The 21,792-nt window shown below is 60.0% G+C and carries 22 protein-coding genes and 1 tRNA gene; 10 read left to right on the top strand and 13 right to left on the bottom strand.

Translation table 11 applies throughout. The features are described 5' to 3' along the window. Positions 1-2: 2 nt before the first annotated feature. Genes Q1A63_RS05540 through Q1A63_RS05530 form a run of 3 tightly spaced genes read right to left on the bottom strand, consistent with a single transcriptional unit; the run spans position 3 to position 3,798 of the window. A complete protein-coding gene (locus tag Q1A63_RS05540; RefSeq protein ID WP_298970082.1) occupies positions 3-380 on the bottom strand; it encodes an RNA-binding S4 domain-containing protein in 378 nt (125 codons plus the stop codon). Then, entirely contained in the window at positions 381-3,215 is a 2,835-nt protein-coding gene (locus tag Q1A63_RS05535) for a helicase-related protein (RefSeq protein ID WP_298970084.1), read from the bottom strand. Between the two features lie 25 nt (positions 3,216-3,240). After that, on the bottom strand, positions 3,241-3,798 hold the full coding sequence (locus Q1A63_RS05530) for a tetratricopeptide repeat protein (RefSeq protein WP_298970085.1): 558 nt from the start codon (positions 3,796-3,798) through the stop codon (positions 3,241-3,243). Positions 3,799-3,872: 74 nt separating this feature from the next. Here Q1A63_RS05530 and Q1A63_RS05525 point away from each other — a divergent pair, with 74 nt between their 5' ends. The 6 genes from Q1A63_RS05525 to Q1A63_RS05500 all read left to right on the top strand — a co-directional run bounded on the left by Q1A63_RS05525 (position 3,873) and on the right by Q1A63_RS05500 (position 10,525). After that, the gene (locus tag Q1A63_RS05525) at positions 3,873-4,163 is read left to right on the top strand and encodes an SCP2 sterol-binding domain-containing protein (RefSeq protein WP_298970491.1); all 291 of its coding nucleotides are present in this window, start codon (positions 3,873-3,875) and stop codon (positions 4,161-4,163) included. Beyond that, positions 4,163-5,110: an alpha/beta hydrolase gene (locus Q1A63_RS05520; RefSeq protein ID WP_298970087.1), complete on the top strand. Its 948-nt coding sequence runs from the start codon at positions 4,163-4,165 to the stop codon at positions 5,108-5,110. The genes Q1A63_RS05525 and Q1A63_RS05520 overlap by 1 nt, the downstream gene beginning before the upstream one ends. Positions 5,111-5,149: 39 nt before the next feature. Next, entirely contained in the window at positions 5,150-6,163 is a 1,014-nt protein-coding gene (locus Q1A63_RS05515; RefSeq protein WP_298970089.1) for a ligase-associated DNA damage response exonuclease, read from the top strand. Next, on the top strand, positions 6,160-7,758 hold the full coding sequence (locus Q1A63_RS05510; protein WP_298970091.1) for an ATP-dependent DNA ligase: 1,599 nt from the start codon (positions 6,160-6,162) through the stop codon (positions 7,756-7,758). Before Q1A63_RS05515 ends, Q1A63_RS05510 begins: the two co-directional genes overlap by 4 nt. Continuing rightward, positions 7,751-8,635 (top strand): amidohydrolase family protein, encoded by an 885-nt coding sequence (locus tag Q1A63_RS05505; RefSeq protein WP_298970093.1) that lies wholly within the window; start codon positions 7,751-7,753, stop codon positions 8,633-8,635. The genes Q1A63_RS05510 and Q1A63_RS05505 overlap by 8 nt, the downstream gene beginning before the upstream one ends. Before the next feature lie 69 nt (positions 8,636-8,704). Then, positions 8,705-10,525, top strand: a complete 1,821-nt coding sequence (locus tag Q1A63_RS05500) for a M3 family oligoendopeptidase (protein ID WP_298970094.1) — start codon at positions 8,705-8,707, stop codon at positions 10,523-10,525. Positions 10,526-11,640: 1,115 nt separating this feature from the next. Here Q1A63_RS05500 and rpoH read toward each other — a convergent pair. Beyond that, positions 11,641-12,537: an RNA polymerase sigma factor RpoH gene (gene rpoH / locus Q1A63_RS05495; protein ID WP_299630983.1), complete on the bottom strand. Its 897-nt coding sequence runs from the start codon at positions 12,535-12,537 to the stop codon at positions 11,641-11,643. Between the two features lie 176 nt (positions 12,538-12,713). Further along, complete coding sequence (locus tag Q1A63_RS05490) at positions 12,714-13,748, bottom strand: RluA family pseudouridine synthase (RefSeq protein ID WP_299630982.1); 1,035 nt, start codon at positions 13,746-13,748, stop codon at positions 12,714-12,716. Here Q1A63_RS05490 and Q1A63_RS05485 point away from each other — a divergent pair. Continuing rightward, positions 13,747-14,064 (top strand): DUF6476 family protein, encoded by a 318-nt coding sequence (locus tag Q1A63_RS05485; protein ID WP_299403689.1) that lies wholly within the window; start codon positions 13,747-13,749, stop codon positions 14,062-14,064. The two genes, Q1A63_RS05490 and Q1A63_RS05485, sit on opposite strands and share 2 nt — an antisense overlap. A gap of 12 nt (positions 14,065-14,076) precedes the next feature. Here Q1A63_RS05485 and Q1A63_RS05480 read toward each other — a convergent pair. Together Q1A63_RS05480 and Q1A63_RS05475 are read right to left on the bottom strand one after the other, a co-directional pair. Next, positions 14,077-14,153, bottom strand: a tRNA-His gene (locus tag Q1A63_RS05480). A 43-nt stretch (positions 14,154-14,196) separates the two neighbouring features. Beyond that, positions 14,197-14,679 carry a GNAT family N-acetyltransferase gene (locus Q1A63_RS05475; RefSeq protein WP_299630981.1) on the bottom strand — a complete coding sequence of 161 codons (483 nt, stop codon included), beginning with the start codon at positions 14,677-14,679 and terminating at the stop codon, positions 14,197-14,199. Positions 14,680-14,760: 81 nt separating this feature from the next. Between Q1A63_RS05475 and Q1A63_RS05470 the strand changes: the two genes are divergently transcribed. Next, entirely contained in the window at positions 14,761-14,958 is a 198-nt protein-coding gene (locus tag Q1A63_RS05470) for a DUF6324 family protein (RefSeq protein WP_298970106.1), read from the top strand. Here Q1A63_RS05470 and Q1A63_RS05465 read toward each other — a convergent pair. The 6 genes from Q1A63_RS05465 to Q1A63_RS05440 form a co-directional block, all read right to left on the bottom strand. Continuing rightward, positions 14,955-15,413 (bottom strand): MmcB family DNA repair protein, encoded by a 459-nt coding sequence (locus Q1A63_RS05465; RefSeq protein ID WP_299630980.1) that lies wholly within the window; start codon positions 15,411-15,413, stop codon positions 14,955-14,957. The two genes, Q1A63_RS05470 and Q1A63_RS05465, sit on opposite strands and share 4 nt — an antisense overlap. Before the next feature lie 547 nt (positions 15,414-15,960). Continuing rightward, complete coding sequence (locus Q1A63_RS05460; protein ID WP_299630979.1) at positions 15,961-16,215, bottom strand: hypothetical protein; 255 nt, start codon at positions 16,213-16,215, stop codon at positions 15,961-15,963. A gap of 40 nt (positions 16,216-16,255) precedes the next feature. Then, complete coding sequence (gene nusB / locus Q1A63_RS05455) at positions 16,256-16,738, bottom strand: transcription antitermination factor NusB (RefSeq protein ID WP_299630978.1); 483 nt, start codon at positions 16,736-16,738, stop codon at positions 16,256-16,258. Further along, positions 16,735-17,286 (bottom strand): 6,7-dimethyl-8-ribityllumazine synthase, encoded by a 552-nt coding sequence (locus Q1A63_RS05450; protein ID WP_299630977.1) that lies wholly within the window; start codon positions 17,284-17,286, stop codon positions 16,735-16,737. The genes nusB and Q1A63_RS05450 overlap by 4 nt, the downstream gene beginning before the upstream one ends. A gap of 3 nt (positions 17,287-17,289) precedes the next feature. Next, positions 17,290-18,414: a 3,4-dihydroxy-2-butanone-4-phosphate synthase gene (gene ribB, locus Q1A63_RS05445; protein WP_298970112.1), complete on the bottom strand. Its 1,125-nt coding sequence runs from the start codon at positions 18,412-18,414 to the stop codon at positions 17,290-17,292. Between the two features lie 74 nt (positions 18,415-18,488). Further along, on the bottom strand, positions 18,489-19,088 hold the full coding sequence (locus Q1A63_RS05440; protein WP_298970114.1) for a riboflavin synthase: 600 nt from the start codon (positions 19,086-19,088) through the stop codon (positions 18,489-18,491). Between the two features lie 151 nt (positions 19,089-19,239). Here Q1A63_RS05440 and Q1A63_RS05435 point away from each other — a divergent pair, with 151 nt between their 5' ends. Next, positions 19,240-20,535 carry a capsular biosynthesis protein gene (locus Q1A63_RS05435; protein ID WP_298970116.1) on the top strand — a complete coding sequence of 432 codons (1,296 nt, stop codon included), beginning with the start codon at positions 19,240-19,242 and terminating at the stop codon, positions 20,533-20,535. A 117-nt stretch (positions 20,536-20,652) separates the two neighbouring features. Beyond that, positions 20,653-21,786, top strand: coding sequence for a polysaccharide biosynthesis/export family protein (locus Q1A63_RS05430; RefSeq protein ID WP_298970118.1), 1,134 nt, complete (start codon positions 20,653-20,655; stop codon positions 21,784-21,786). Positions 21,787-21,792 lie beyond the last annotated feature (6 nt).

Genomic DNA, 21,792 nt, shown 5'->3' with positions numbered 1-21,792 from the left:
GATCATTCAAGAGAGCGTGCCTTAGAAAGATCAAGGATGCGACGATTGCGCTTCGTTGGACGACCTTTTCCCTCATAGGCAGGGTTTTTCGGGTCGCTATCCTTGGATTTTGCCTCCGGCGGGGACAAATCCGTATAAAGCTCCTGGGCTTCCGGCGCCGGACCGCGCCGCGTGCCGATTGCGTCGATCCTGATCACGCGAATATGATCGCCCTGCGCAAAGGTCAGAACGTCCTCCGGCCCCACCATCTGGCTGCGTTTTTGCGTATGAACGCCATTGACGCGCACGTCCCCGGCAGCGACGCGGGTTGCGGCAAGCGACCGGGTCTTGAAGAACCGTGCGTGCCACAACCATTTGTCCAACCGGAGTTTTTCAGCCAATTATTTAGTGTCCTTGAGCCCCATAAGTGCTGCCGCGAAAGGATTGTCCGGATCGATCTTCTTTTCCGGTTTTGGTGGACGGGCCGAAAACTTCTGGCCGCCCTGCCCCTTGTCGCTGCGCGGCCCGCCGCGCTTGCCCTTGCCGCCGGGTTTGCCTTTGCCCTTGCCCTGCGGGCGATCCGCAGACCCGCGTTTGTTGGCGTGACCTGCCGGACGTGCCGCGCGGCCCCAGGTGAAGGTATAGAAAACCTCTGTCTCAGGCGCAGTGTCCGTCGCGGCTGCTGTCGAATCTTCGCCAGATGCAGCGTCGTCCGCCGCCTCTGGTGCCGTCTCCGCTGGCGCGGTCTCTTGCTCGACTTCGGCGGCGTCAGGCGTTTCGCTTGCAGTCTCCCCCTCTTCAGACATCACAGCCTCATCGGGCGCTTTTGCCTTTTCTGCGACAGCAGGATCGACGGCCTTGACCTTGGCCCGCTCGCCTTTCTCGGCCTTGTAGCCAAGACCCTGCATGAGATCAGCGAACTGCTCCAGCGTCATGCCCGTGATCGACAGCATGTCTGCCGTCGCCTCAAACCCGGCACGCGAATTCTCCGAGCGCAGCATATCCGCCAACCGCTCCAGCATATCGATACGGATCGCGCGCTCCCCGGCAATCCGGTAGCCCGACATCGTATCCGCCCCTGCAGGCGCAGCGGTATCCGCTGGGATCGTCACCAAGCCCGGAGGGGGGGCTTCGGGGAAGTCCTGAACCCCTTGCGACAGGGACCACAACACCAGACGCAGCCGCGTCGGGGCGGGCTTCAGCAAAAGCGGCATGAAGATCGTGAACTGACCAAACCGAATGCCGTGCTTGCGCAAGGCGCCACGTGCGTCCTGATCCAGCGCTTTCACATCATCGGCAACAGCGGCGCGCGGCAAAACACCGAGGCCCTCAACCATCTGGAAGGCAAACCCACGCGCCAGCCCGGCCAGCGTTTCATCGCGACCAAGGTTCAGCAGCGGCTCAAACAGCGCCGCGATCTTGCGGTCGATGAAATGCTGCAAACGGCGTTGCACCTTCTGCGCCACCTCTGGCCCCGCCACGTCATCGACAAAAACCTCAACCTGCGGCTTGAGCGCATCCGCACCTGCGACCAGCTTGCCAACAGCGTCCTTGCCCCAGATCAGGCCGCCCTGCTCGGTGAAATCGATCTCCGTGTCCGGGGCGTTATAGAACCGATCCGCGCGCAAATGGAATTGCGGCGCCAACGCCTGCAGCGCCGCCGTCTTGATGGTTTTCGCCTCCGCGCCGCCGGCGCCCTTGTCCTGGGAAAACCGGAACCCTTCCAGTCGTCCCACAAATTCGCCTTCGACGGTTACTTCGCCGGTATTCGATACTTCTGCCACCATGGCTTCCTTCTGGCCGAGCCGGCGCAAGAGCACGGATGTGCGCCGGTCTACAAATCTTTGGGTCAAACGCTCGTGCAGCGCATCTGACAATCGGTCTTCTACAGAACGCGCCTGCTCGCGCCAATGACTTTCGTCAATCGTCCAGCCTTTGCGCTGCGCGACATAAGTCCATGTGCGGATAAACGCCAATCTCTTGGACAACGCATCAATGTCGCCATCGGTTCGATCAATTCTGTTGATTTGTTGCGCCAGCCAATCGTCCGGGATCTGGCCGCGTTCGTGCAGATAGGTGAATATCGCCTCCAGAAGGCCCGCGTGTTCCGCGTGGCTGATGCCGCGAAAGTCAGGGATCCGGCACACATCCCATAGCAGTTTAACCGAAGGCCCATCGCTGCACCGCGCCGCAACCTCGGTGATCTGCGCCAAGGCCTTGAGAGCCCCCAGATCATCGGCCTCGCGCGCTTTTACCAGAATTTCGTCGTCGGGCGCCGCCTCCAAGGTCTGGATCAGACGGTCGATGGTGCCGAACTGGAGCGCATGATTGCGCCAGTTGAGCTTTTTTTGTGGGGTGAAGCGATGGTCCATGATCGCCTCTGCGACACCCTCCTCCAGCGGCGATGCCTCTCCGGTCACGCCGAAGGTGCCGTTCTTCATGCCGCGCCCGGCGCGTCCGGCGATCTGCGCTAGTTCATTGGGCGCGAGAGGACGCATCCGGCGCCCATCGAATTTGGTCAGGCTGGAAAACGCGACGTGATCGACGTCAAGGTTCAGCCCCATCCCGATGGCATCGGTTGCCACCAGAAAATCGACCTCTCCGTTCTGATACATTTCGACCTGTGCGTTCCGCGTCCGCGGCGACAGCGCCCCCATGACCACCGCAGCACCACCCTTCTGCCGGCGGATGAGCTCGGCAATCGCATATACATTCTCAACCGAAAAGCCGACGATGGCGCTGCGGGGGCGCATCCGGCTTATCTTTTTCGGACCCGTATAGGTCAGTGTCGACATCCGTTCGCGTTGCACGAACTGTGCATTTGGCACCAACGCCCGGATCGGGCCGCGCATTGTGTCCGCCCCCAGGAAAAGCGTCTCATGCAGCCCTCTGGCCCGCAACAACCGGTCGGTAAAGACATGCCCGCGTTCCGGATCGGCGCAGAGCTGGATTTCATCCACGGCGAGAAAATCACAGCCCATGCCCTCGGGCATCGCCTCGACCGTGCAGATCCAGTATTGCGTGCGCGGTGGCACAATCCGCTCTTCACCGGTGACCAGGGCGACAACGGAGGGTCCGCGCGCTGCAACAACGCGGTCATAAACTTCGCGTGCCAGCAGACGCAGCGGCAATCCGATCACACCGCTCTTGTGGCCCAGCATGCGTTCGATGGCATAGGTGGTCTTGCCTGTGTTGGTTGGGCCTAGAACGGCCACAACCCGGGTTTCACCTGTCACGGCGCTGTCCTTGCATGTCTGGGGGTCAGAGAGTGCGGCCGATCCCGCTCCGTTTGAGCTGTTGCATCGCCGACTTGGCGTTCTCGTGGTGCGGGTTCAAGGCCAGAACCTGATCAAAGGCTTCAGCCGCGCGCTCAAAATCCCCAAATTCCTGCAGCATGACCCCAAGGCCGAAGATCGCATGGTAATTGTTCGGGTTCAATGCCAGCGCACGCTCCAGATCATCCAGCGCCGGGCCGTAAAGCCCGGCCTTGTAATAGGCCGTCGCACGGGCGTGCCAGCCCTCGGCGAAATCGGGCGCGTGATCCGTCAGCGCCGTAAAATGATCAATGGCTTTTGAATTATCTTCTGCTTCCATGGCATCGCGCCCGCGGGTAAGCAGTAAATCCATGGCCGCAGATCCAGATCGACCCCACAACAGCTTCAACTCCCGATCCAGACGCTTTGCTTCCGATTCGGGGGCCTGTTGCAATTGCTGCAATAATTCCGCTTCGGTCTGTTGTGCATGCAATGGCGCAACATAGAGCAACAAGGCGACAAGTGCCGTAACGATACGTTTGAGGATAACCGGTTTCATAGCCATAACACATGTGAATGTAACAGGCGTGCAGGGCAATTCCAGACCCCAGACACGCAGATTGGCAAAAGGGCCTGATGATGAGCGATATTGTGAACCAAGCTGTAACAGTTCTGAACGAAAAACTGGCGGGTGCGGATTTCGGCGGAACGGCCAAATTCGTGATCTCCGGCGAGGGCAGCGTGATGATGGACAGCACCGGCGCGCGCGCGGCGGATGAACCGGCGGATGTGACGCTGACCTCTGACGCGGATACCTTCCAATCGATCCTGTCGGGGGACACGAACCCGACCAGCGCCTTCATGTCCGGCAAGCTCAGCGTTGACGGTGACATGGGCATGGCGATGCAGCTGGCCTCCGCGCTCGCCTGATGGCCCTGACCCCCGCCCCCTTTCTGAGCGAGATTGCCTATGGCGCGGCGGGCGGGGCCGCGCATTGGGTGACCACGTCGGATGACATACGCATCCGGGTTGGCCACTGGCGACCGGAGGCGGCCAAGGGCACGGTGCTGATGTTCCCCGGTCGCACCGAATTTATCGAAAAATATGATCGCTGTGCGGCGTCCTTCGCGACGCGCGGATTGGCCAGCATGGCGATCGATTGGCGCGGACAGGGGCTGGCGGATCGCCTCCTGGACAATCCGCTGATCGGTCATGTCGGCCATTTTACCGATTATCAGAAAGACGTGGATGCCATGGTGCGCACCGCTCGGGAGCTGGACATGCCGCGCCCTTTCTTTCTCTTGGCGCATTCGATGGGCGGGGCCATCGGCCTGCGGGCCGTGATGGAAGGGCTTTCGGTTCAGGCGACGGCCTTTTCGGCCCCGATGTGGGGTATTTATCTGGCGCCGCATCTGCGCCCGATGGCCTGGGCGCTGAGCCATTTGATGCCCCGCGTCGGTCAGGGGCACCGCCTGCCCCCGGGCACCCAGATCGAACACCACGTGTTGACGGAGGGGTTTGACGACAATCTGCTGACCCGCGACCGGGACCAGTTCGAGATGATGCGCAAGCAACTCGAAACCCATCCTGAGCTGGCGCTTGGCGGTCCCAGCTTTGTCTGGCTGCGCGAGGCGCTGTTGGAAACCAGACATCTGGCCAGCCGTCCCGCCCCAAACCTGCCCTGCGTGACCTTCCTGGGCACCAACGAACGCATTGTCGATGTCCCTTCAATCCACCGCCGCATGGCGTCCTGGGCGCGCGGACGTCTGGAACTGGTGGAAAACGGCGAGCATGAGGTCCTGATGGAAAGCGATGCGGTCGCAAATCCGCTGTTTGACATGATGGCAGATCTCTTTCGCAGCGGCGGCCACGGCTAGGCTCTGGGCAAACGGGCTGAGCCCGCTAAGTTGGCCGGTATGAAGACCAGCCCCGCCCTGACTTTCACCGACCGCGGCATCTATTGCGCCGCTGGCGATTTCTACATCGACCCCTGGCGTCCAGTGGACCGGGCACTGATCACCCATGGCCATGCAGATCACGCGCGGGGCGGGCACGGCAGCTATCTCGCGACGCATGCCACCCTGCCGGTGATGCGGCACCGATTGGGAGAGATCGATGCCCAGGGGGTTTCATTTGGCGAGGTCCTGCAGATCGGGGAGGCGACGGTATCTTTTCATCCCGCGGGGCATGTGCCGGGGTCGGCGCAAATCCGGGTCGCGGTCGGCGGCGAGGTCTGGGTGGCCTCTGGCGATTACAAAACCGAAAACGACGGGCTGTCGGAAGCCTTCGAGCCGCAGAAATGTCACCACTTCATCACCGAATCCACCTTTGGCCTGCCGGTCTTTCGCTGGCAGCCGCAAGCCCGGGTCGCTGAGGACCTTAACGCCTGGTGGGCCGCCTGCGCTGCGGCTGGCAAAACCGCTTTTCTGGGCGCCTATGCTCTGGGCAAGGCGCAGCGCCTGTTGACGATGCTGAACCCGGAGATCGGGCCGATCCTGACCCATGGTGCGGTAGAGGCCACAAATACCGTTCTGCGCGCGCAAGGACTGGCGTTGCCCGCAACGGTGCCGGTCACCGCGGAAACGGACCCCAAAGCGCAGAAAGGCGCGCTGGTGCTGGCCCCGCCTTCGGCTCTGGGCAGCGCCTGGGCGCGCAAATTCGGCCCGCAGGAAAGCGCCTTTGCCAGCGGCTGGATGCAGTTGCGCGGTGTCAGGCGGCGGCGCGCGGGCGACCGGGGGTTTGTGATCTCGGATCATGCGGATTGGAGCGGGTTGCTCGACGCAATCAAAGCGACAGAGGCCGAGAACATCTATGTCACCCACGGCTATACCGATGTTTTCGCCCGCTACCTGACGGAGAATGGATGGAACGCGCAAGTGGTGCCCACCGAGTTTGAAGGCGAAAACCTCGACACAGAGGGCCCGGAATGAAACGGTTTGCCCAGCTCTTCAGCGCCATCGATCAGAGCACGAAGACCACCGTGAAGGTGACCGCGCTGGCCGCCTATTTCCAAACCGCGCCGCATGAGGACCGGATGTGGACCATGGCGCTCTTTTCAGGCCGTCGTCCAAAACGCGCGGTGACCACCACCAAACTGCGCGAATGGGCGTCGGAGGCGGCGGACATCCCGCTCTGGCTCTTTGAGGAAAGCTATCCGATTGTCGGTGACCTCGCCGAAACCATTGCACTTGTCCTACCCGCGAACGAGACATCAAGTGACCGGAGCCTGTCGCAATGGATCAACGCGCTGCGCGACCTGTCAGCGGTTGAGGAAGACGCGCGCAAGGCCTTTGTTCTAGAGGCTTGGGCAGAATTGGGCGGCATCGAGAGATTTGTGTTCAACAAGCTGATCACCGGAGGGTTCCGCATGGGCGTCAGCCAAAAACTGATGACCCGCGCGCTGGCACGGGCCACGGAGAAGCCCGAAGCGGAACTGGCGCATCGGCTGATGGGCAATTGGCACCCCGATGACACCACATGGGAGGCGCTGATCGAGGCCGAAGACGCCTCAGCAGATGCCTCGCGGCCCTATCCGTTTTACCTCGCCTACGCGCTGGAGGACACGCCTGACGCTCTGGGCGACACCCACGACTGGCGGGCAGAATGGAAGTGGGACGGCATTCGCGGCCAGCTGATCCTGCGGGACGGGGCGCACTTCGTCTGGTCACGGGGCGAAGAGTTGATGACGGATCGCTTCCCGGAACTGGCCCGCGCGGTAGATTTTCTGCCCCCCGGCACGGTGCTGGATGGCGAGTTGCTGGTCTGGCAAGCCGCCTCCGACCAGCCCGACAGCTTCAATGCCTTACAAAAACGGATCGGGCGCAAGACCGTGCCGAAAAAGCTGTTGTCAGAGGCGCCGGTGGTCCTGCACGCCTACGACCTTCTGGAATGGCAGGGGCATGATCTGCGCCAGACCCCATTTAGTGAGCGCCGCCACCTGCTGGAAACCGCCTGCGCGGCGCTGCCCCCCGACGCGCCCATCCGGCTTTCTCCGCAACTGGATTTCGAGAGTTGGGACGATCTGGCCGAGTTGCGCAGCGTTGCGCGGGACGAGAATGCCGAAGGGATCATGCTGAAACGCACCGACAGCCCCTATCTAGTGGGCCGCAAGAAGGGCGACTGGTGGAAATGGAAGCTTGATCCGCTGACCATCGACGCGGTGATGATCTATGCGCAGGCGGGGCACGGGCGGCGCGCCAACCTCTTCACGGATTTCACCTTTGCGGTCTGGAACGGCAACGATCTGGTGCCTTTCACCAAGGCCTATTCCGGCCTGACGGATGCGGAATTTCGCGAGATCACCAAATGGGTGCGCAAGAACACGCTGCAGCGCTTTGGCCCGGTGCGGCAAGTGACGCCACATCATGTCTTTGAAATCGCCTTCGAGGGTATTCAGGCCAGCCCGCGCCATAAATCTGGCGTCGCCCTGCGCTTTCCGCGTATGTCGCGCTGGCGGCAGGACAAGCCGCTGCAGGAGGCCAACACATTGGACGATTTGAACGACATGCTGAGAATTTATGGATAAGCCTGACGCCGGAATGCCACCCGCACCGCAAGCGCCGCTGAAACTGGCGCCCCCCGGGGCCTGTGATGCGCATGTGCATCTTGTGGCGGGGGCAGGTGAATTCCCGCTTTGGGAGGGGCGCGCGGAAAACCCTGCCCCCGGACCCACCCTTGAGGGTTGGTTGGAGAAGTTTCGCACCCAATTGAAAACGCTGGGGTTTTCGCGCGGTGTGATCGTGCATTCGATCCTCTATGGCACCGACAACAGCGTCACCGTGGAGGCTGTGCGCCGGATGGGCACGGGGTTCCGTGGTGTCGGTCTCTTGCCGGATGGCGCGTCAGAGCAACAGATGGATCAGTTCGTCGAATGGAACATCTGTGCGATGCGCCTGAACTACGTGCATGGTGGCGTGCTCACTTGGGAGGGGGCCAAGGCGATGGCGCCTGCGCTGGCGGAACGCGGCCTCCACATTCAGATGCTGTGCCATTCGGATGACCATATGGCGGAGCTGGCGGCGGATGTGCGCGGCCTGAATGTTGATGTCGTCTTTGATCACATCGGGTGGCCCAAGGGGGCGTTGACCGCGCAGTCCGAGGGGTTCCAGACGCTTTGCGCGCTTTTGGCCGAGGGCAAGGCCTGGGTGAAACTCTCCGCGCTTTATCGCATGTGCCCCGCCCCCTATGATGCAGCCGACCCGCTGGTCGCGGCCCTGATCGCGGCCAACCCGGAACGGTGCCTCTGGGGGTCGGACTGGCCGCACCTGATGCTGGCCGGTGCCGACATGCCACAGGCCGCGGAGATGCTGAACGCGCTTGATCGTGTGATCCCCGATGACGCCACCCGCCAACGCATTCTGGTGGACAATCCTGCTGCATTATTCCGCTTTTCGAAAGGCTAACCCGCAGCACCCGGCTTGTCCCTTGCTGACGTGCGCCTTAGGTATAGCGAAACACATATGAGGTCTTTGATGTTCCAACTTCCCTTCCCTGTCCGCGACGCCAATGCAGCAGGGGCGGCCAGCCCGTTGGGTGACCTGCCCGAGTGGAACTTGGATGATCTCTATACCGGCGAGGATGCGCCGGAGCTAAAGCGCGATCTGGATTGGCTTGAGCAGGCCTGCGCCAGCTTTGCCGCCGACTACGAGGGTAAACTGGCGGAACTGGATGCGCCCGGGTTTCTGGACTGCGTGTTGCGCAATGAAAAAATCAATCAGGTCGCGGGACGCATCATGTCCTTTGCGGGCCTGCGCTATTACCAACTGACCACGGATGCCGACCGGGCAAAATTCATGTCCGACCTGCAGGAGAAGATCACCAATTTCACCACCCCGCTGGTGTTTTTCACTCTGGAGATCAACCGGCTGGCTGATGATCACCTGGACGGGCTCTATGCCCAGAACGCCGATCTGGCGCGCTACAAACCTGTTTTCGACAAGGTGCGCGCCATGAAGCCCTATCAGCTCAGCGATGAGCTGGAAAAATTCCTGCATGATCTCGGCGTGGTCGGCGACGCTTGGGAACGGCTTTTTGATGAAACCATCGCCGGTCTGGACTTCGAGGTGGAGGGCGAGGCGCTGAACATCGAAGGCACGCTGAACCTGCTGACCGATCCCGAACGCCCCAAGCGCGAGGCCGCCGCGCGCGAGTTGGCAGAGGTCTTTGCCGAGAACATCAAGACCTTTGCGCGGGTGCACAACACGCAGGCCAAGGAAAAGGAGATCATTGACCGGTGGCGCGGGATGGAGACGGCGCAACTGGGCCGCCATCTGAGCAACCAGGTGGAACCCGAGGTCGTCGAGGCGCTGCGCAATGCGGTTGTGGAGGCCTACCCCAAGCTCAGCCACCGGTACTATGAGCTTAAACGCAAGTGGCTGGGCCTCGACAAGATGCAGGTCTGGGACCGGAATGCGCCGCTGCCGATGGAAGACAATCGCATCGTCAATTGGGATCAGGCTGAAAAAACGGTGATGGATGCCTATAACGCCTTTGATCCGCGCATGGGCCAGATCGCGGAGCCGTTTTTCCGCAAGGGCTGGATCGATGCCGCCGTCAAACCGGGCAAGGCGCCCGGTGCCTTCGCCCATCCGACCGTGACAAACGTGCACCCTTACGTGATGCTGAACTACCTCGGCAAACCGCGCGACGTGATGACGCTGGCCCATGAATTGGGCCACGGTGTGCACCAGGTGCTGGCCGCCGAACAGGGTGAGATGCTGTCCTCCACCCCGCTGACCCTCGCCGAAACGGCGTCGGTTTTTGGGGAGATGCTGACCTTCCGCAAAATGCTCGATGGTGCCAAGGACCCTGCCCAACGCAAAGTGATGCTGGCGGGCAAGGTCGAGGATATGATCAATACCGTGGTGCGCCAGATCGCGTTCTACGATTTCGAGTGCAAGCTGCACGCCGCGCGCCGTGGGGGCGAGTTGACCCCCGAAGACATCAATGCGCTGTGGATGTCGGTGCAGGCCGAAAGCCTTGGGCCTGCCTTCGAGTTCATGGAGGGGTACGAGACCTTCTGGGCCTATATCCCGCATTTCGTGCATTCGCCCTTCTACGTCTACGCCTATGCCTTCGGCGACGGGCTGGTGAATGCGCTCTATGCGGTCTACGCCGAAGGTGACGAGGGCTTCGAAGAGAAATATTTCGACATGCTCAAGGCCGGTGGCTCCAAGCACCACAAGGAACTCCTGGCCCCCTTCGGTCTGGATGCCTCGGATCCCGCGTTCTGGGACAAGGGCCTGTCGATGATCTCCGGCTTCATCGACGAGTTGGAAGCGATGGAGGACTGAGGCCGGGAGACCGCGCAGGTTTGCAGCGAAAACTCATCCTTGGCTGACAAAAACCCTTTGACGATCTGATGGATACCCTCGGAGCCGCCTGCAAGGATCAGCGCGGTGAAGAGGATATCAACAGCCACAAAGCACTGCAGTTGGTTGAAGATCCCCAGGAAATGCGCGCCGCTGGCTTCCTGCGGCACCTTGACGAATTCCGCCAGGACGGTTGTGCCCGTCAGGGCAACCAATCCCCCCAGGATCGTGGCGGTTGTTGCGGCAAAAGCGGCCTTCTCCGTCGATGTTTTTTCGCGATCCGGCATGGCGTTTTGATCAGCGGCGATTTTTGCCAGTTTCGCTTCGCGGATCTGGGTCCTCAAAGAGTGAATGTTTTCATTCTTCGCCTCATTGGCTGTCGTCAGTGCATTCTGATCGGTCATCACCGGGACGGGCTGTTGCACCTCCAGATCGAGGGCGGATTGCAGGATGCTGCATTTGCGCTGCAGGCGCACAACTGCGGCGTTTTCGCTAAGCTCACGCGCCATGAACTTGTTGTTGACGATGACCTCCACCGCCCGTTCGATCAGAAGCGCAAAGAACGTCAGGGCCAGCAAGTGACTGGCCACGCGTTCCGCGAGGTTGTCTTCGAATGACAGGCTGCCAAATCCGAGCGAGGCCGCATAGGCAGCGATTAACGCGACCATGGCAACGGCAATAATCGGGGCAATTTTCATGATCTTCTCCAAATTCGATCTTTCAAATAACGTCGTCTGTGGGTTGAGACGTATCCCAAAAGCGCTGCGACCCGCTGAACGCAAAGGGCGGTGCCACAGCCTATCAAGGTCACTGCCCGTGGCCTAAAACGCCACCGGCAAGGCTCAACCATTGTAAACAGGGGTAAAATGACCCCAGATCACGATACCTTATTTTCCAGTTTCGATCCACGCTAGAGGTTGTGCTGGCATAAAATGCCCCTAGCGGAACGCCAAGGATCACTGCTGGGTCGATGAGAAACGACGCCGTAAGACTATGCTCCTTTGCCCTGCAGTGCGCTTTCATTGAAAGACAATTTCGCGGGCGTAAAAAAACCCGGCGGACTTGCGTCGGCGGGTTGATGATGAAAGGGCATTGGCTCAGGCTGTGGCCAACATGCCTTTTTCCTTGGCCAGATCACGCATTTTCTTTTGCAGCTTCTCGAAAGCGCGCACTTCGATCTGGCGAATGCGTTCGCGGCTCACATCGTATTCCGTGCTCAGATCTTCCAGCGTGACGGTTTTGTCAGACAGGCGGCGTTGGGTCAGAATGTCCTTTTCGCGGTCATTCAGCACCGACATTGCCTCGGAAAGCAACTCACGACGCGCCTCAAGCTCGTTACGCGTCTCATAATCGCCAGCCTGGTCGGCATCTTCATCTTCCAACCAGTCCTGCCACTGCATGGCCCCTTCGCCTTCGGAGCCTACGGTGGCGTTCAGCGATGCATCCCCACCGGACATACGCCGGTTCATGGAGATCACCTCGTCTTCGGTCACGCCAAGATCGGTCGCGATACGAGCGACATTCTCAGGGCGCAGGTCGCCTTCTTCAAGCGCGCCAATGCGGTTTTTGGCCTTACGCAGGTTGAAGAACAGCTTTTTTTGACCGGAGGTCGTGCCAAGCTTCACCAGGCTCCAGCTGCGCAGGATATATTCCTGGATCGACGCGCGGATCCACCACATCGCATAAGTTGCAAGGCGGAAGCCTTTTTCTGGGTCAAACCGCTTCACAGCCTGCATGAGGCCGACGTTTGCTTCGGAAATCACCTCAGCCTGCGGCAGGCCATAGCCACGGTATCCCATGGCGATCTTGGCGGCCAGACGCAGGTGTGACGTCACCATCCGATGCGCCGCTGCGGTGTCTTCCTTCTCGACCCATGCTTTTGCAAGCATGTATTCCTCTTCGGGTTCCAAGAGCGGAAACTTCCGGATTTCCTGCATATAGCGGTTCAGGCCGCCTTCCGGTGTTGGAGCCGGTAGATTCGCATAATTCGCCATGAGCACCTCCCAATGTTTAAGGGCTTAACATGAATATGGGGTCTGAACCGATCAGTTCAAGTCGCAGACCGCGGAAATGTTAACGCAATCATTACAATGCATCGATTAAAGAAAGACTGACACAAAGCGCCAGCGTTAACATCTCACATGTCAGTGCGCTCACGCAGGCTTGCTGTTTATGTCAAAACGCTCCGCAAATTGCGCAGTAGCGCCGCCATATCTTCGGGCAGAGGCGCTTCAAACCGCATTTTTTCGCCGCTGATGGGATGGTCAAACCCCAAAACCGCGGCGTGCAATGCCTGGCGCGCAAATGAGCGAATGGCCTCATGGGCACTATTCGAAAGGGCTTTTGCCGCCAGTTTGCGCTTTCCACCGTAGGTCGGATCGCCGACCAGACCATGACCGGCATGCGCCATATGCACCCGGATTTGATGGGTGCGTCCGGTTTCCAGCCAACACTCCATGAGCGCGAGTACCGGCGGCGTCCCATAGCTTTCAACCGTACGCGCACGGGTCACCGCGTGGCGCCCACCGTGAAACAGAACCGCCTGTCGTTGGCGATCCGTCTTGTGACGCGCCAATTGAGTGGTGATCTTCAAGATGTTCCCAGCCTCGAAGCTTGCCCCTTTAATCCCCCGCAACCGAGGATCGTTGCCATCCGGCACCCCGAATACCAGTGCGCGGTAGTATCGCTCCACCGTATGGGCTTCGAATTGCGCGGCCAGCCCATGATGGGCCGCGTCGGATTTAGCCACAACCAGCAGGCCGGAGGTCTCCTTGTCGATCCTGTGCACGATGCCGGGGCGTTTCAGGCCGCCCACCCCCGACAGATCATCGCCGCAATGCGCCAAAAGCGCATTGACCAGCGTGCCCGAAGGCGTTCCCGGTGCGGGATGCACCACCATCCCTGCGGGCTTGTTCACCACGATCAGGTCATCATCTTCAAAAACGACGTCCAAGGGGATGTCTTCAGGCAGAATATGGCTCTCTTGCGCCTCTTCGACCTCAATCACCACCGCTGCCCCCGCCTGCACGCGCGCCTTGGGGTCGGTGACCACATCCCCCGCCACAGACACGGCACCATCCGCGATCAGACGGCCCAGACGGGTGCGCGACAATGCAGCCTCCGCTGGCACATCCCGCGCAAGCGCCTTATCAAGACGCTGCGGCGGTGTTTCGTCGATGATGAAGTGGATTTGGCGGTGCGGCATGCGTAATTCCGAAATGAAGCCCGAAGAAGAGGTGGCAGAACCCGCAAACCTGCGCTTTCTGAGACGATTGGTGACGGTGCTGACCGCAACGATGATTGGCGGTCTTCTACTGATCATCGCGCTGATTGTCATCCGCTTCAATGATCGCCCGCCGACATTGCCCTCCGAGATCACCCTGCCCGGAGACGCGCGGCCCGTTTCCTTCACCCAAGGGCCAGATTGGTTTGCAATCACGACGGATGCGGATGAAATCCTGATCTTTGACAGGGTCACCGGCCAGCTGCGGCAAAGCATTGCCATCAATCCGACCGACTAATGCGTTTTTGAGTGGTACCACCTCCCCGGCTCGAACGGGGGACCTCCTGATCCACAATCAGGCGCTCTAACCTACTGAGCTAAGGCGGCACTACGCTCGATTTATCCGCCCGACCTGCAGATTGCAAGGGGCTTAGAAGCGATAGGTCCAGCTCTGTTCCACCAGATTCTGGCCAAATGAATGCACCGGTTTGCTGCCGATCATCTGCCACCCGGTCGATTTGTAAAGCGCGCAGGCCGCCGCGTGGCTTTCATGGGTCCAAAGCTGCATGTCAGCGTAGCCGCGATCCTTCGCAAAGCTCATACAGGTCTGTAAAAGTCGCTTGCCCAGCCCCTTGCCGCGCGCTTCCGGCACCAACAGAAACAAGCGCAGTTTTGCCGTCGTTTCGGTCAGCCGGACGCAGAAAATCGACCCCAGCCGCTGGCCGTTCTCCTCCGCGATCCAACCGGCTTCGACACTTGGGTCATGCCCAGCGATGAAATCATCCAAAATCTCCGCCACCAGACTGCCGAAACTGTCATCGAACCCTTCGGATTTTGCATAGAGCGTGCCATGCTGTGTCACCAGCCAATCCCAGTCGGCCGAGGTGAAATTGCGTATCTTGATGTGATCCATCCGGCCACAAAAGCGCATGCCGGCTTGTGTTTCAAGGTCACGCACGCTAGCGATGCCTGCACTTACCTGAGGAGAGCAGACATGGGCATCGATACCGAAAGCGACATTGAGGCAAATCTTCAAATTGGCCCGACGGACAAGGGTATGGTGCGGATCTATGTCGAAGCGGGTGGCGCTGAAATCCCGATGGATTTTTCACCTGATGACGCAGATGAAATCGCCGAAGAGATCTCTGCCGCAGCCAACCGTGCCCGCGCGATGAAACCCGGCCGCCGCTAACCCCTATCCGCGCCCGCCTCCGGATCGCGCAAAACCTGCAGGCGCCGCGCTGCGGTCACCGCCACTTTCTGCACCATGGATTTGCGCCGCGGCGCGGGCAGTTTGTCTTCCGGCCCCATGCGGATGATTTCCGCACCATAGGCGTCGCCGATGATCAACCCGGTCTCATCGGGCAAAAGGTCGGTTGGAAAACGCGCGTCAACCGCCCAGAAAAACCTGTCGCACCAGTCCAGATACCCCTGCCATTTGTGATCGGACTGATAATCCGCGCGGCTCGATTTGCATTCGATGATCCAGACCTCGCCTTTGGGCCCCAGGCCCATCAGGTCCACCCGCAGGCCGCGGGAGGGGATCAGCTCTTCAACACTGACAAACCCATAACTTGTCAGCAGACGTGCCGCGCCACGCGCCAACAGCTGGCCCGGTTGGAAATTCTGCAGATCATCATGTGACATGTCGCAAATATGAACATATCATGAACATCGTGCAAGGATAATCATCCGCTGTCGTCGTTTTGCCCCTTGCCGAGGTCAGGTGGTGAACTTAAGTGGGGTGGGTGACGGGTGCTGCTCTTCGCGTGACTGGTTACATTCCAGTGGCCTTAAGCAAATCCGAGGGAGCTGGCTCTGTCCTGGCCCTGGCCTGGTTACCTGGCGCCCACCTGTATATACAGGTCCTCGGGAATAAATACCAAGACGGCTGCAGCGGGCCCGTCACACCGACCCGCTTTCAAAACGTTCAATACTCGGCAGATGCGCGGCTTAGCGGCGCGTATACAGCTTGCGCTTTTCTTCTACGCGCACTGGGATCAGCAGTGTTTCTTGCTGCGGCTGAGCAAACAGATTTCTGAATATTCTAAGGATGAATTCGGACATTTTGCTCTCCTTTGATCTTAAGATGGCATTTCTGAGCCAAATGTCCAGAGGTCAATGCGACATAAATCAAGATTAAACGAAAGAATATGACCGCATCGACGCGTGCATCAATGGCTGTTACGCAGCGTCAATCTGTTCGCTTCGCGAGCTGTGTGACGGCATAGGCAAACTGAACCCCTGAAAACACGATTCCGTTCAGAATCCAGAACGCGATCGTCGCCATGACACCAATATCCGAGGTGAAAATGAGGTGGCGCAGGTTGGCCACGTTAAAGGCGATGATCATCGCAACGAAAACTGCTGCGACACCAAATCCGGTGAGCCCACTGATGATGTAGAGACGCATGACACGGGGCATGACCGATCCAATCTTACCATTCACCATCGAGAACCTAACACCCGATCCGCGGTAAGCAAATGCTTCAGAATGCCTCGGGCTGGATTTCGCGCGCCATGTGATCCAGCACGGCGTTGACAAATTGCGGCTCTTTTCCGTCGGGGAAGAACGCGCGGGCCACATCGACGTATTCTGTGATCACCACCTTCGGTGGGGTCTCTTTGCCGTTCAATTCGGCACCAGCGGCGCGAAAGAGCGCACGTAATGTGGGATCGATCCGACCCAGCGGCCATTTGGCCACCAATGCACGATCGGTCATCTGGTCAATCGGGGCCTGATAATTCACGGCCTCCTCGACCACCGTTTCAAAAAGCTCAATGTCGCCATCGAGCATTTCCTCACCGTCGTAGGTGGCGCCAAAACGGTGATCGAGAAACTCAGCACGCACCGCTTCCACGGTCTGCGCGGAATGCTCCATCTGAAACAGCGCCTGCACCGCATAAAGCCGTGCCGCCGATTTCATTTTGCGGCGCTGATTGCCGGAAAGGTTGCCGTGAAGCGATGTCATGAGGTTGTGGATCCATCTTTTGAACCGGCGATCAGAATCTCCTGGCCTGCTGGCTTGAACCCGATGCCCTTGGATTGGGACGCCCACTTACGAGCCATCGCCACCAGATGCAAGGCCGCCGCCGCGGCCCCACCGCCTTTGTTCTGACCTTTGACGTCAGCACGCACCTCAGCCTGTTCGCGGGTCTCAACCGTCAGGATACCATTGCCGATGCACAGCCCCTGAAGGCCCAGCAATTGCAAGGCGCGGCTGCTGTCATTGCACACCGTTTCATAATGCGTGGTCTCGCCCCGGATCACACATCCCAGGGCCACGTACCCGTCGAAATTGCTGCGTCGGTCGGAAATACCGATGGCTGTCGGCACTTCCAGCGCCCCGGGCATCTCGACCAGATCCCAGGTGCCGCCCGCGGCCTCAATCTCGGCCTTGGCCCCGGCCACCAGATTGTCGGCGATGTCCTTGTAGTAAGGCGCGACGACGATCAGGATTTTCACCGGTTTGTCGAACGCCGGGCGCGGCAGGACATAGTGCTGTTCATTGGCGGCCATGGTCTACTCCTTGGTGATGGGGCGCGTGCCCACGATGGACAGGTTGTAGGCATCAAGCCCGAGGTATTTGGTCTGCGGGCTGTCGGTCAGCAGAATAAGCTCGCTCAGCCCCATGGTGGACATGATCTGCGCGCCGACGCCCGTGCGTTTGATGGTGCGCGGGCCATCATCCTCATCCCCATCAAGGCGCAGTTTCGGATGCGGCTCCCGAAAGAGCAAAACGGCACCCCGCCCTTCCTCGGCAATGATCTCCATCGCGCGGGGCAACTCATCCGCAGGGCTCGGCCCGAGACCCAGGATGTCTTCCAACGCGTTCAGCGCATGGGTGCGGACCAGAACCGGCGCGTCAGACGAAATATCTCCCTTCGACAGCATCACGTGGTCGGTGCCGGTGATTTCATCGGCAAACACCCGCATGTGCCAGGCGCCCCCATAGGCCGAGGTCACCTCGCGTTCATCGCGCAACCGCAAGAGGTTGTCATGTTTCAGACGGTAGGCGATCAGGTCGCTGATCGTGCCGATCTTGAGCCCATGCTCTGCGGCAAAGTCTACCAGATCGGGCAGACGCGCCATTTCGCCATCGGGTTTCATGATCTCGCAGATCACACCGGAGGGGTGCAGCCCCGCCAAGCGGCTGATGTCGACGGCGGCCTCGGTATGGCCCGCGCGCACCAGAACGCCGCCGCGTCGCGCGCGCAGGGGAAACACATGGCCGGGTGTTGCAATGTCGGCCTGGCCGTTGTCGTCATCAATTGCCACCGCAACCGTCAATGCCCGATCTGCGGCGGAAATACCGGTGCTCACCCCTTCACGCGCCTCGATCGATACGGTGAAGGCGGTCTCATGCCGCGAGGAGTTGTTCACCGCCATCATCGGCAGGCCCAGAGTGTCGATCCGCTCCGCTGTCAGCGGCATGCAGATCAAGCCGCGGCCGTGCATCGCCATAAAATTGATGGCCGCGGCATCGGCAAATTGCGCAGGGATCACCAGATCGCCTTCGTTCTCGCGATCCTCATGATCCACCAGAATGAACATCCGCCCCTGCCGGGCATCTTCGATGATGTCTTCGATGGGTGCGATGCTGCTGCGCAGATCTTTCTCAACCGGTCCGGGCGTTTCAAAACTCATGGCGCGCGTGCCTTTCCTTCAACCTTGCTGGCTCTTAGCCCAGCCGCTGCCCCTTGACCAGACGCGCCGCGCGTTCAGGCGGCAGGCATTTCCGCCAGTCGCGCGACGTAACGCGCCAGCGTATCGATCTCCAGATTGACCAGATCGCCCAAGGCCACCTCCCCCCACGTAGTGGCGGTTTTCGTATGGGGGATGAAATTGATACCGAAATCCGTGCCGGAGACATCATTGACCGTCAGCGACGTACCATTCAGCGCCACCGATCCCTTGGGCGCAATGAACCGCGCCAATGCATCAGGCGCGCGCAGCGTCACCCGGGTGCTGTCACCTTCATCTTTGATGGCGACGACTTCTGCGACGCCATCCACGTGCCCCGACACGATATGCCCCCCCAATTCGTCGCCGACCCTAAGCGCCCGCTCCAGATTAACGCGTTTACCGACCACCCAGTTGTTTCGCCCAATGTTGGTTTTCTCAACGGTTTCGGCGCTGATCTGCACTTCGTACCAGTCGGGCCCCAGATCGACGACCGTCAGGCACACGCCATCTGAGGCGATGGAGGCGCCCATATCGATGCTTTGTGTATTGTAATGCGTCTGGATGCGCGCGCGCAGATCACCTTCCTGCACCAGTGACGTGATGGTCCCGATATCGGTGATAATACCCGTGAACATGGCCAGCCTCTCCTGCGGTTCTGACCCTGACCTAGCGGCGCGACCTTGCCCTGACAAGACCCCCTGCCTTGCCGGAACGGGCATAAACTGCCATACAAATGCCGGGTATACTTGGTGGAAGTGAAGCTATTCGTTGATTGAGGCGCAATCGTTGACTTCAGATACCATCGCATCTTCCCGCGTTTTCCTGTTTCTGCAAGGCCCGCACGGTCCGTTCTTTTATCAGTTGGGCAAGCAATTGCGCCAGGCGGGTGCCAAGGTCTGGCGCATCGGCTTCAACGCGGGCGACAGGGCGTTCTGGCCCGGACGGCAGAGCTATTTGCCCTACCGTGCACCGCAAGAAGACTGGCTGCCTTTTCTGCAAAAACATCTTGCCGACAAGGGGGTGACCGACCTTGTGCTTTATGGCGACACACGGTGGATGCATGCCTCAGCCGTCACGGAGGCCAAAGCCCGCGACATCCGCGTACATGTCTTTGAGGAAGGGTATCTGCGGCCCTATTGGGTCAGCTATGAGCTCGGCGGTTCAAACGGGCATTCCGCGCTCATGGACATGCCGCTTTCCGCCATGCGCGATGCCCGTGCAGAGGCTGACCCTGACCCGCCACTGCCGCCAAGCCATTGGGGCGACATGCGCCAGCATATTTTTTACGGCGCGCTCTATCATTGGTTCGTGATGTTCTGGAACCAGCGATACAAGCAGTTTCAACCTCACCGCGCCCTGCACGTACGACAGGAATTTGCGCTTTATATCAGGCGGTTGCTCTTTATGCCGTTTCAGGCGCTTGAACGGATTGTTGCCACATATCGACTGCGCAGCGGCAGCTTCCCCTACCATCTGGCACTGCTGCAATTGGAACATGACAGCGCCTTCCAGATGCACGCGCCCTTTGCCAGCCAGGCGGAGTTTCTCGAACTCATCATCTCGCAATTCGCCGCTGGCGCCCCCGCGCACCATCACCTTGTTTTCAAGGCGCACCCTTTGGAGGATGGGCGCGCGCCCCTGCGCCGCGACATCCGCCGGTTTGCCCAGCAGCATGGCATCGCGGATCGCGTGCATTACCTGCGGGGGGGCAAATTGGCGGGTATCCTCTCCGAGGCGCGTAGCGCTGTCACCGTGAATTCCACCGCCGGTCAGCAGGTGCTCTGGCGCGGCATTCCACTGCGGACGTTCGGCGCTGCGGTCTATGGCAAACCCGAATTGGTGTCGCATCAACCGCTGGACGCGTTTTTTGCCAACCCCACCCGCAGTGATATGGAAGCCTACCGCGACTTTCGACAATTCCTGTTGGAGACCAGCCAGTTACCCGGTAGCTTTTATGCCAGCCGGGGCCGCATACAACTGCTGCGCCAGGTGGTCGATCTGATGCTCGAGGGACGCGACCCCTACGAGATTCCACGCCGCAAAACCGCGACCATCGCGCAACAGTTTCGTGTCGTGAAATAGCCTACCCGCAAGCGCACAGTAGATTTTTGAAAGATTAGCCGGTACTTTGAGGAATAATACGCCGGGAAAACGTCGGCGATCTGAGGCAGAATTCGAATTGGTCGAGGAGACCGCGCAGTGAAAAACTCCGATTTCGGATGGGTGCGTCCCATCGTAATTTCGGCGGCCTTGGCCGTCTTGACGGCGTGCACGCTTCCGCAAGTTGGCCCCAACAAGAAACAGATCTTTGCGGGCTCCGTGCAAAAGGAAGGCGATGCCTTTGTCGTTGCGGTCAACGACCGCGTCACGCGCGCCATCGCAGTTGTGCCGGCCTTAGGATTTTCCGAAAGCTTTCAGAATTCTGCCAAGATCGGGTCCGACACGATCCAGCCGGGCGATATTCTCGGTCTGACGATCTGGGAAAACGTGGATGACGGCCTGCTGGCCGGAGAGGCCAGCAACGCCACACTGCTGGAAAGTGTACAGGTTGATGGGGACGGGTTCATCTTTGTCCCCTATGCCGGGCGCATCCGTGCGGCGGGCAATTCACCGGAAGCCATTCGCCGTATCATCACTGCCAAGCTCGAAGAACAGACGCCTGATCCGCAGGTCGAAGTACGCCGCGAGGCCGGTGACGGCTCCACCGTGTCCCTGACCGGGGCAGTGGGTGGACAGGGTGTTTACGCCATTGAACGACCAACCAGAACCCTTTCGACCATGCTGGCCCGTGCGGGTGGCGTGACAATTGAGCCCGAAATTGCGCAGATCACCGTGATCCGTGGCAGTCAGCGCAGCCGCATCTGGTTTCAGGACCTCTACAACAATCCCCACCTTGACATCGCCCTGCGCGGCGGCGACCGCATCCTGGTCGAAGAAGACACCCGCTCCTTCACAGCGCTTGGCGCGACCGGCACGCAGGCACGCGTACCCTTCCAGTCGCAAAACCTGTCCGCGCTGGAGGCCATCGCCCAGGTCGGCGGCCTGGTGTCGTCAACCTCTGACGCCACGGGCGTTTTCATTTTCCGCAACGAACCGCCAGAAGTTGCCGCCCAGGTGCTGGGCCGGGATGACCTCATCGGGGCGCAGCGCATGATCTACCTGCTGGATCTGACCCAGCCCAATGGCATGTTCGTGGCCCGCGATTTCGTCATTCGCGACAGCGATACGCTTTACGTGACAGAAGCGCCGATCAACCAGTGGAACAAAGCGGTTTCTGCGGTCTTCGGATCGCTTGTCGGACCTGTTGCCAATGTCGACCAGATCGTCAACTGACGCACT

Origin of the sequence: uncultured Roseobacter sp. (assembly GCF_947499265.1) — a bacterium.
Lineage (GTDB): Bacteria > Pseudomonadota > Alphaproteobacteria > Rhodobacterales > Rhodobacteraceae > Roseobacter.
The sequence above is the reverse complement of the archived record's forward strand: the minus strand, read 5'-3'. Positions and strand labels throughout refer to the sequence as shown.

Excerpts from the sequence above, each read along its gene's own strand:
- Q1A63_RS05530 (WP_298970085.1), bottom strand. The coding sequence starts at position 3,798 with ATGGCTATGAAACCGGTTATCCTCAAACGTATCGTTACGGCACTTGTC.
- Q1A63_RS05525 (WP_298970491.1), top strand. The coding sequence starts at position 3,873 with ATGAGCGATATTGTGAACCAAGCTGTAACAGTTCTGAACGAAAAACTG.
- Q1A63_RS05520 (WP_298970087.1), top strand. The coding sequence starts at position 4,163 with ATGGCCCTGACCCCCGCCCCCTTTCTGAGCGAGATTGCCTATGGCGCG.
- Q1A63_RS05515 (WP_298970089.1), top strand. The coding sequence starts at position 5,150 with ATGAAGACCAGCCCCGCCCTGACTTTCACCGACCGCGGCATCTATTGC.
- Q1A63_RS05510 (WP_298970091.1), top strand. The coding sequence starts at position 6,160 with ATGAAACGGTTTGCCCAGCTCTTCAGCGCCATCGATCAGAGCACGAAG.
- Q1A63_RS05505 (WP_298970093.1), top strand. The coding sequence starts at position 7,751 with ATGGATAAGCCTGACGCCGGAATGCCACCCGCACCGCAAGCGCCGCTG.
- Q1A63_RS05500 (WP_298970094.1), top strand. The coding sequence starts at position 8,705 with ATGTTCCAACTTCCCTTCCCTGTCCGCGACGCCAATGCAGCAGGGGCG.
- rpoH (WP_299630983.1), bottom strand. The coding sequence starts at position 12,537 with ATGGCGAATTATGCGAATCTACCGGCTCCAACACCGGAAGGCGGCCTG.
- Q1A63_RS05485 (WP_299403689.1), top strand. The coding sequence starts at position 13,747 with ATGCGTAATTCCGAAATGAAGCCCGAAGAAGAGGTGGCAGAACCCGCA.
- Q1A63_RS05490 (WP_299630982.1), bottom strand. The coding sequence starts at position 13,748 with ATGCCGCACCGCCAAATCCACTTCATCATCGACGAAACACCGCCGCAG.
- Q1A63_RS05475 (WP_299630981.1), bottom strand. The coding sequence starts at position 14,679 with ATGGATCACATCAAGATACGCAATTTCACCTCGGCCGACTGGGATTGG.
- Q1A63_RS05470 (WP_298970106.1), top strand. The coding sequence starts at position 14,761 with ATGGGCATCGATACCGAAAGCGACATTGAGGCAAATCTTCAAATTGGC.
- Q1A63_RS05465 (WP_299630980.1), bottom strand. The coding sequence starts at position 15,413 with ATGTCACATGATGATCTGCAGAATTTCCAACCGGGCCAGCTGTTGGCG.
- nusB (WP_299630978.1), bottom strand. The coding sequence starts at position 16,738 with ATGACATCGCTTCACGGCAACCTTTCCGGCAATCAGCGCCGCAAAATG.
- Q1A63_RS05450 (WP_299630977.1), bottom strand. The coding sequence starts at position 17,286 with ATGGCCGCCAATGAACAGCACTATGTCCTGCCGCGCCCGGCGTTCGAC.
- ribB (WP_298970112.1), bottom strand. The coding sequence starts at position 18,414 with ATGAGTTTTGAAACGCCCGGACCGGTTGAGAAAGATCTGCGCAGCAGC.
- Q1A63_RS05440 (WP_298970114.1), bottom strand. The coding sequence starts at position 19,088 with ATGTTCACGGGTATTATCACCGATATCGGGACCATCACGTCACTGGTG.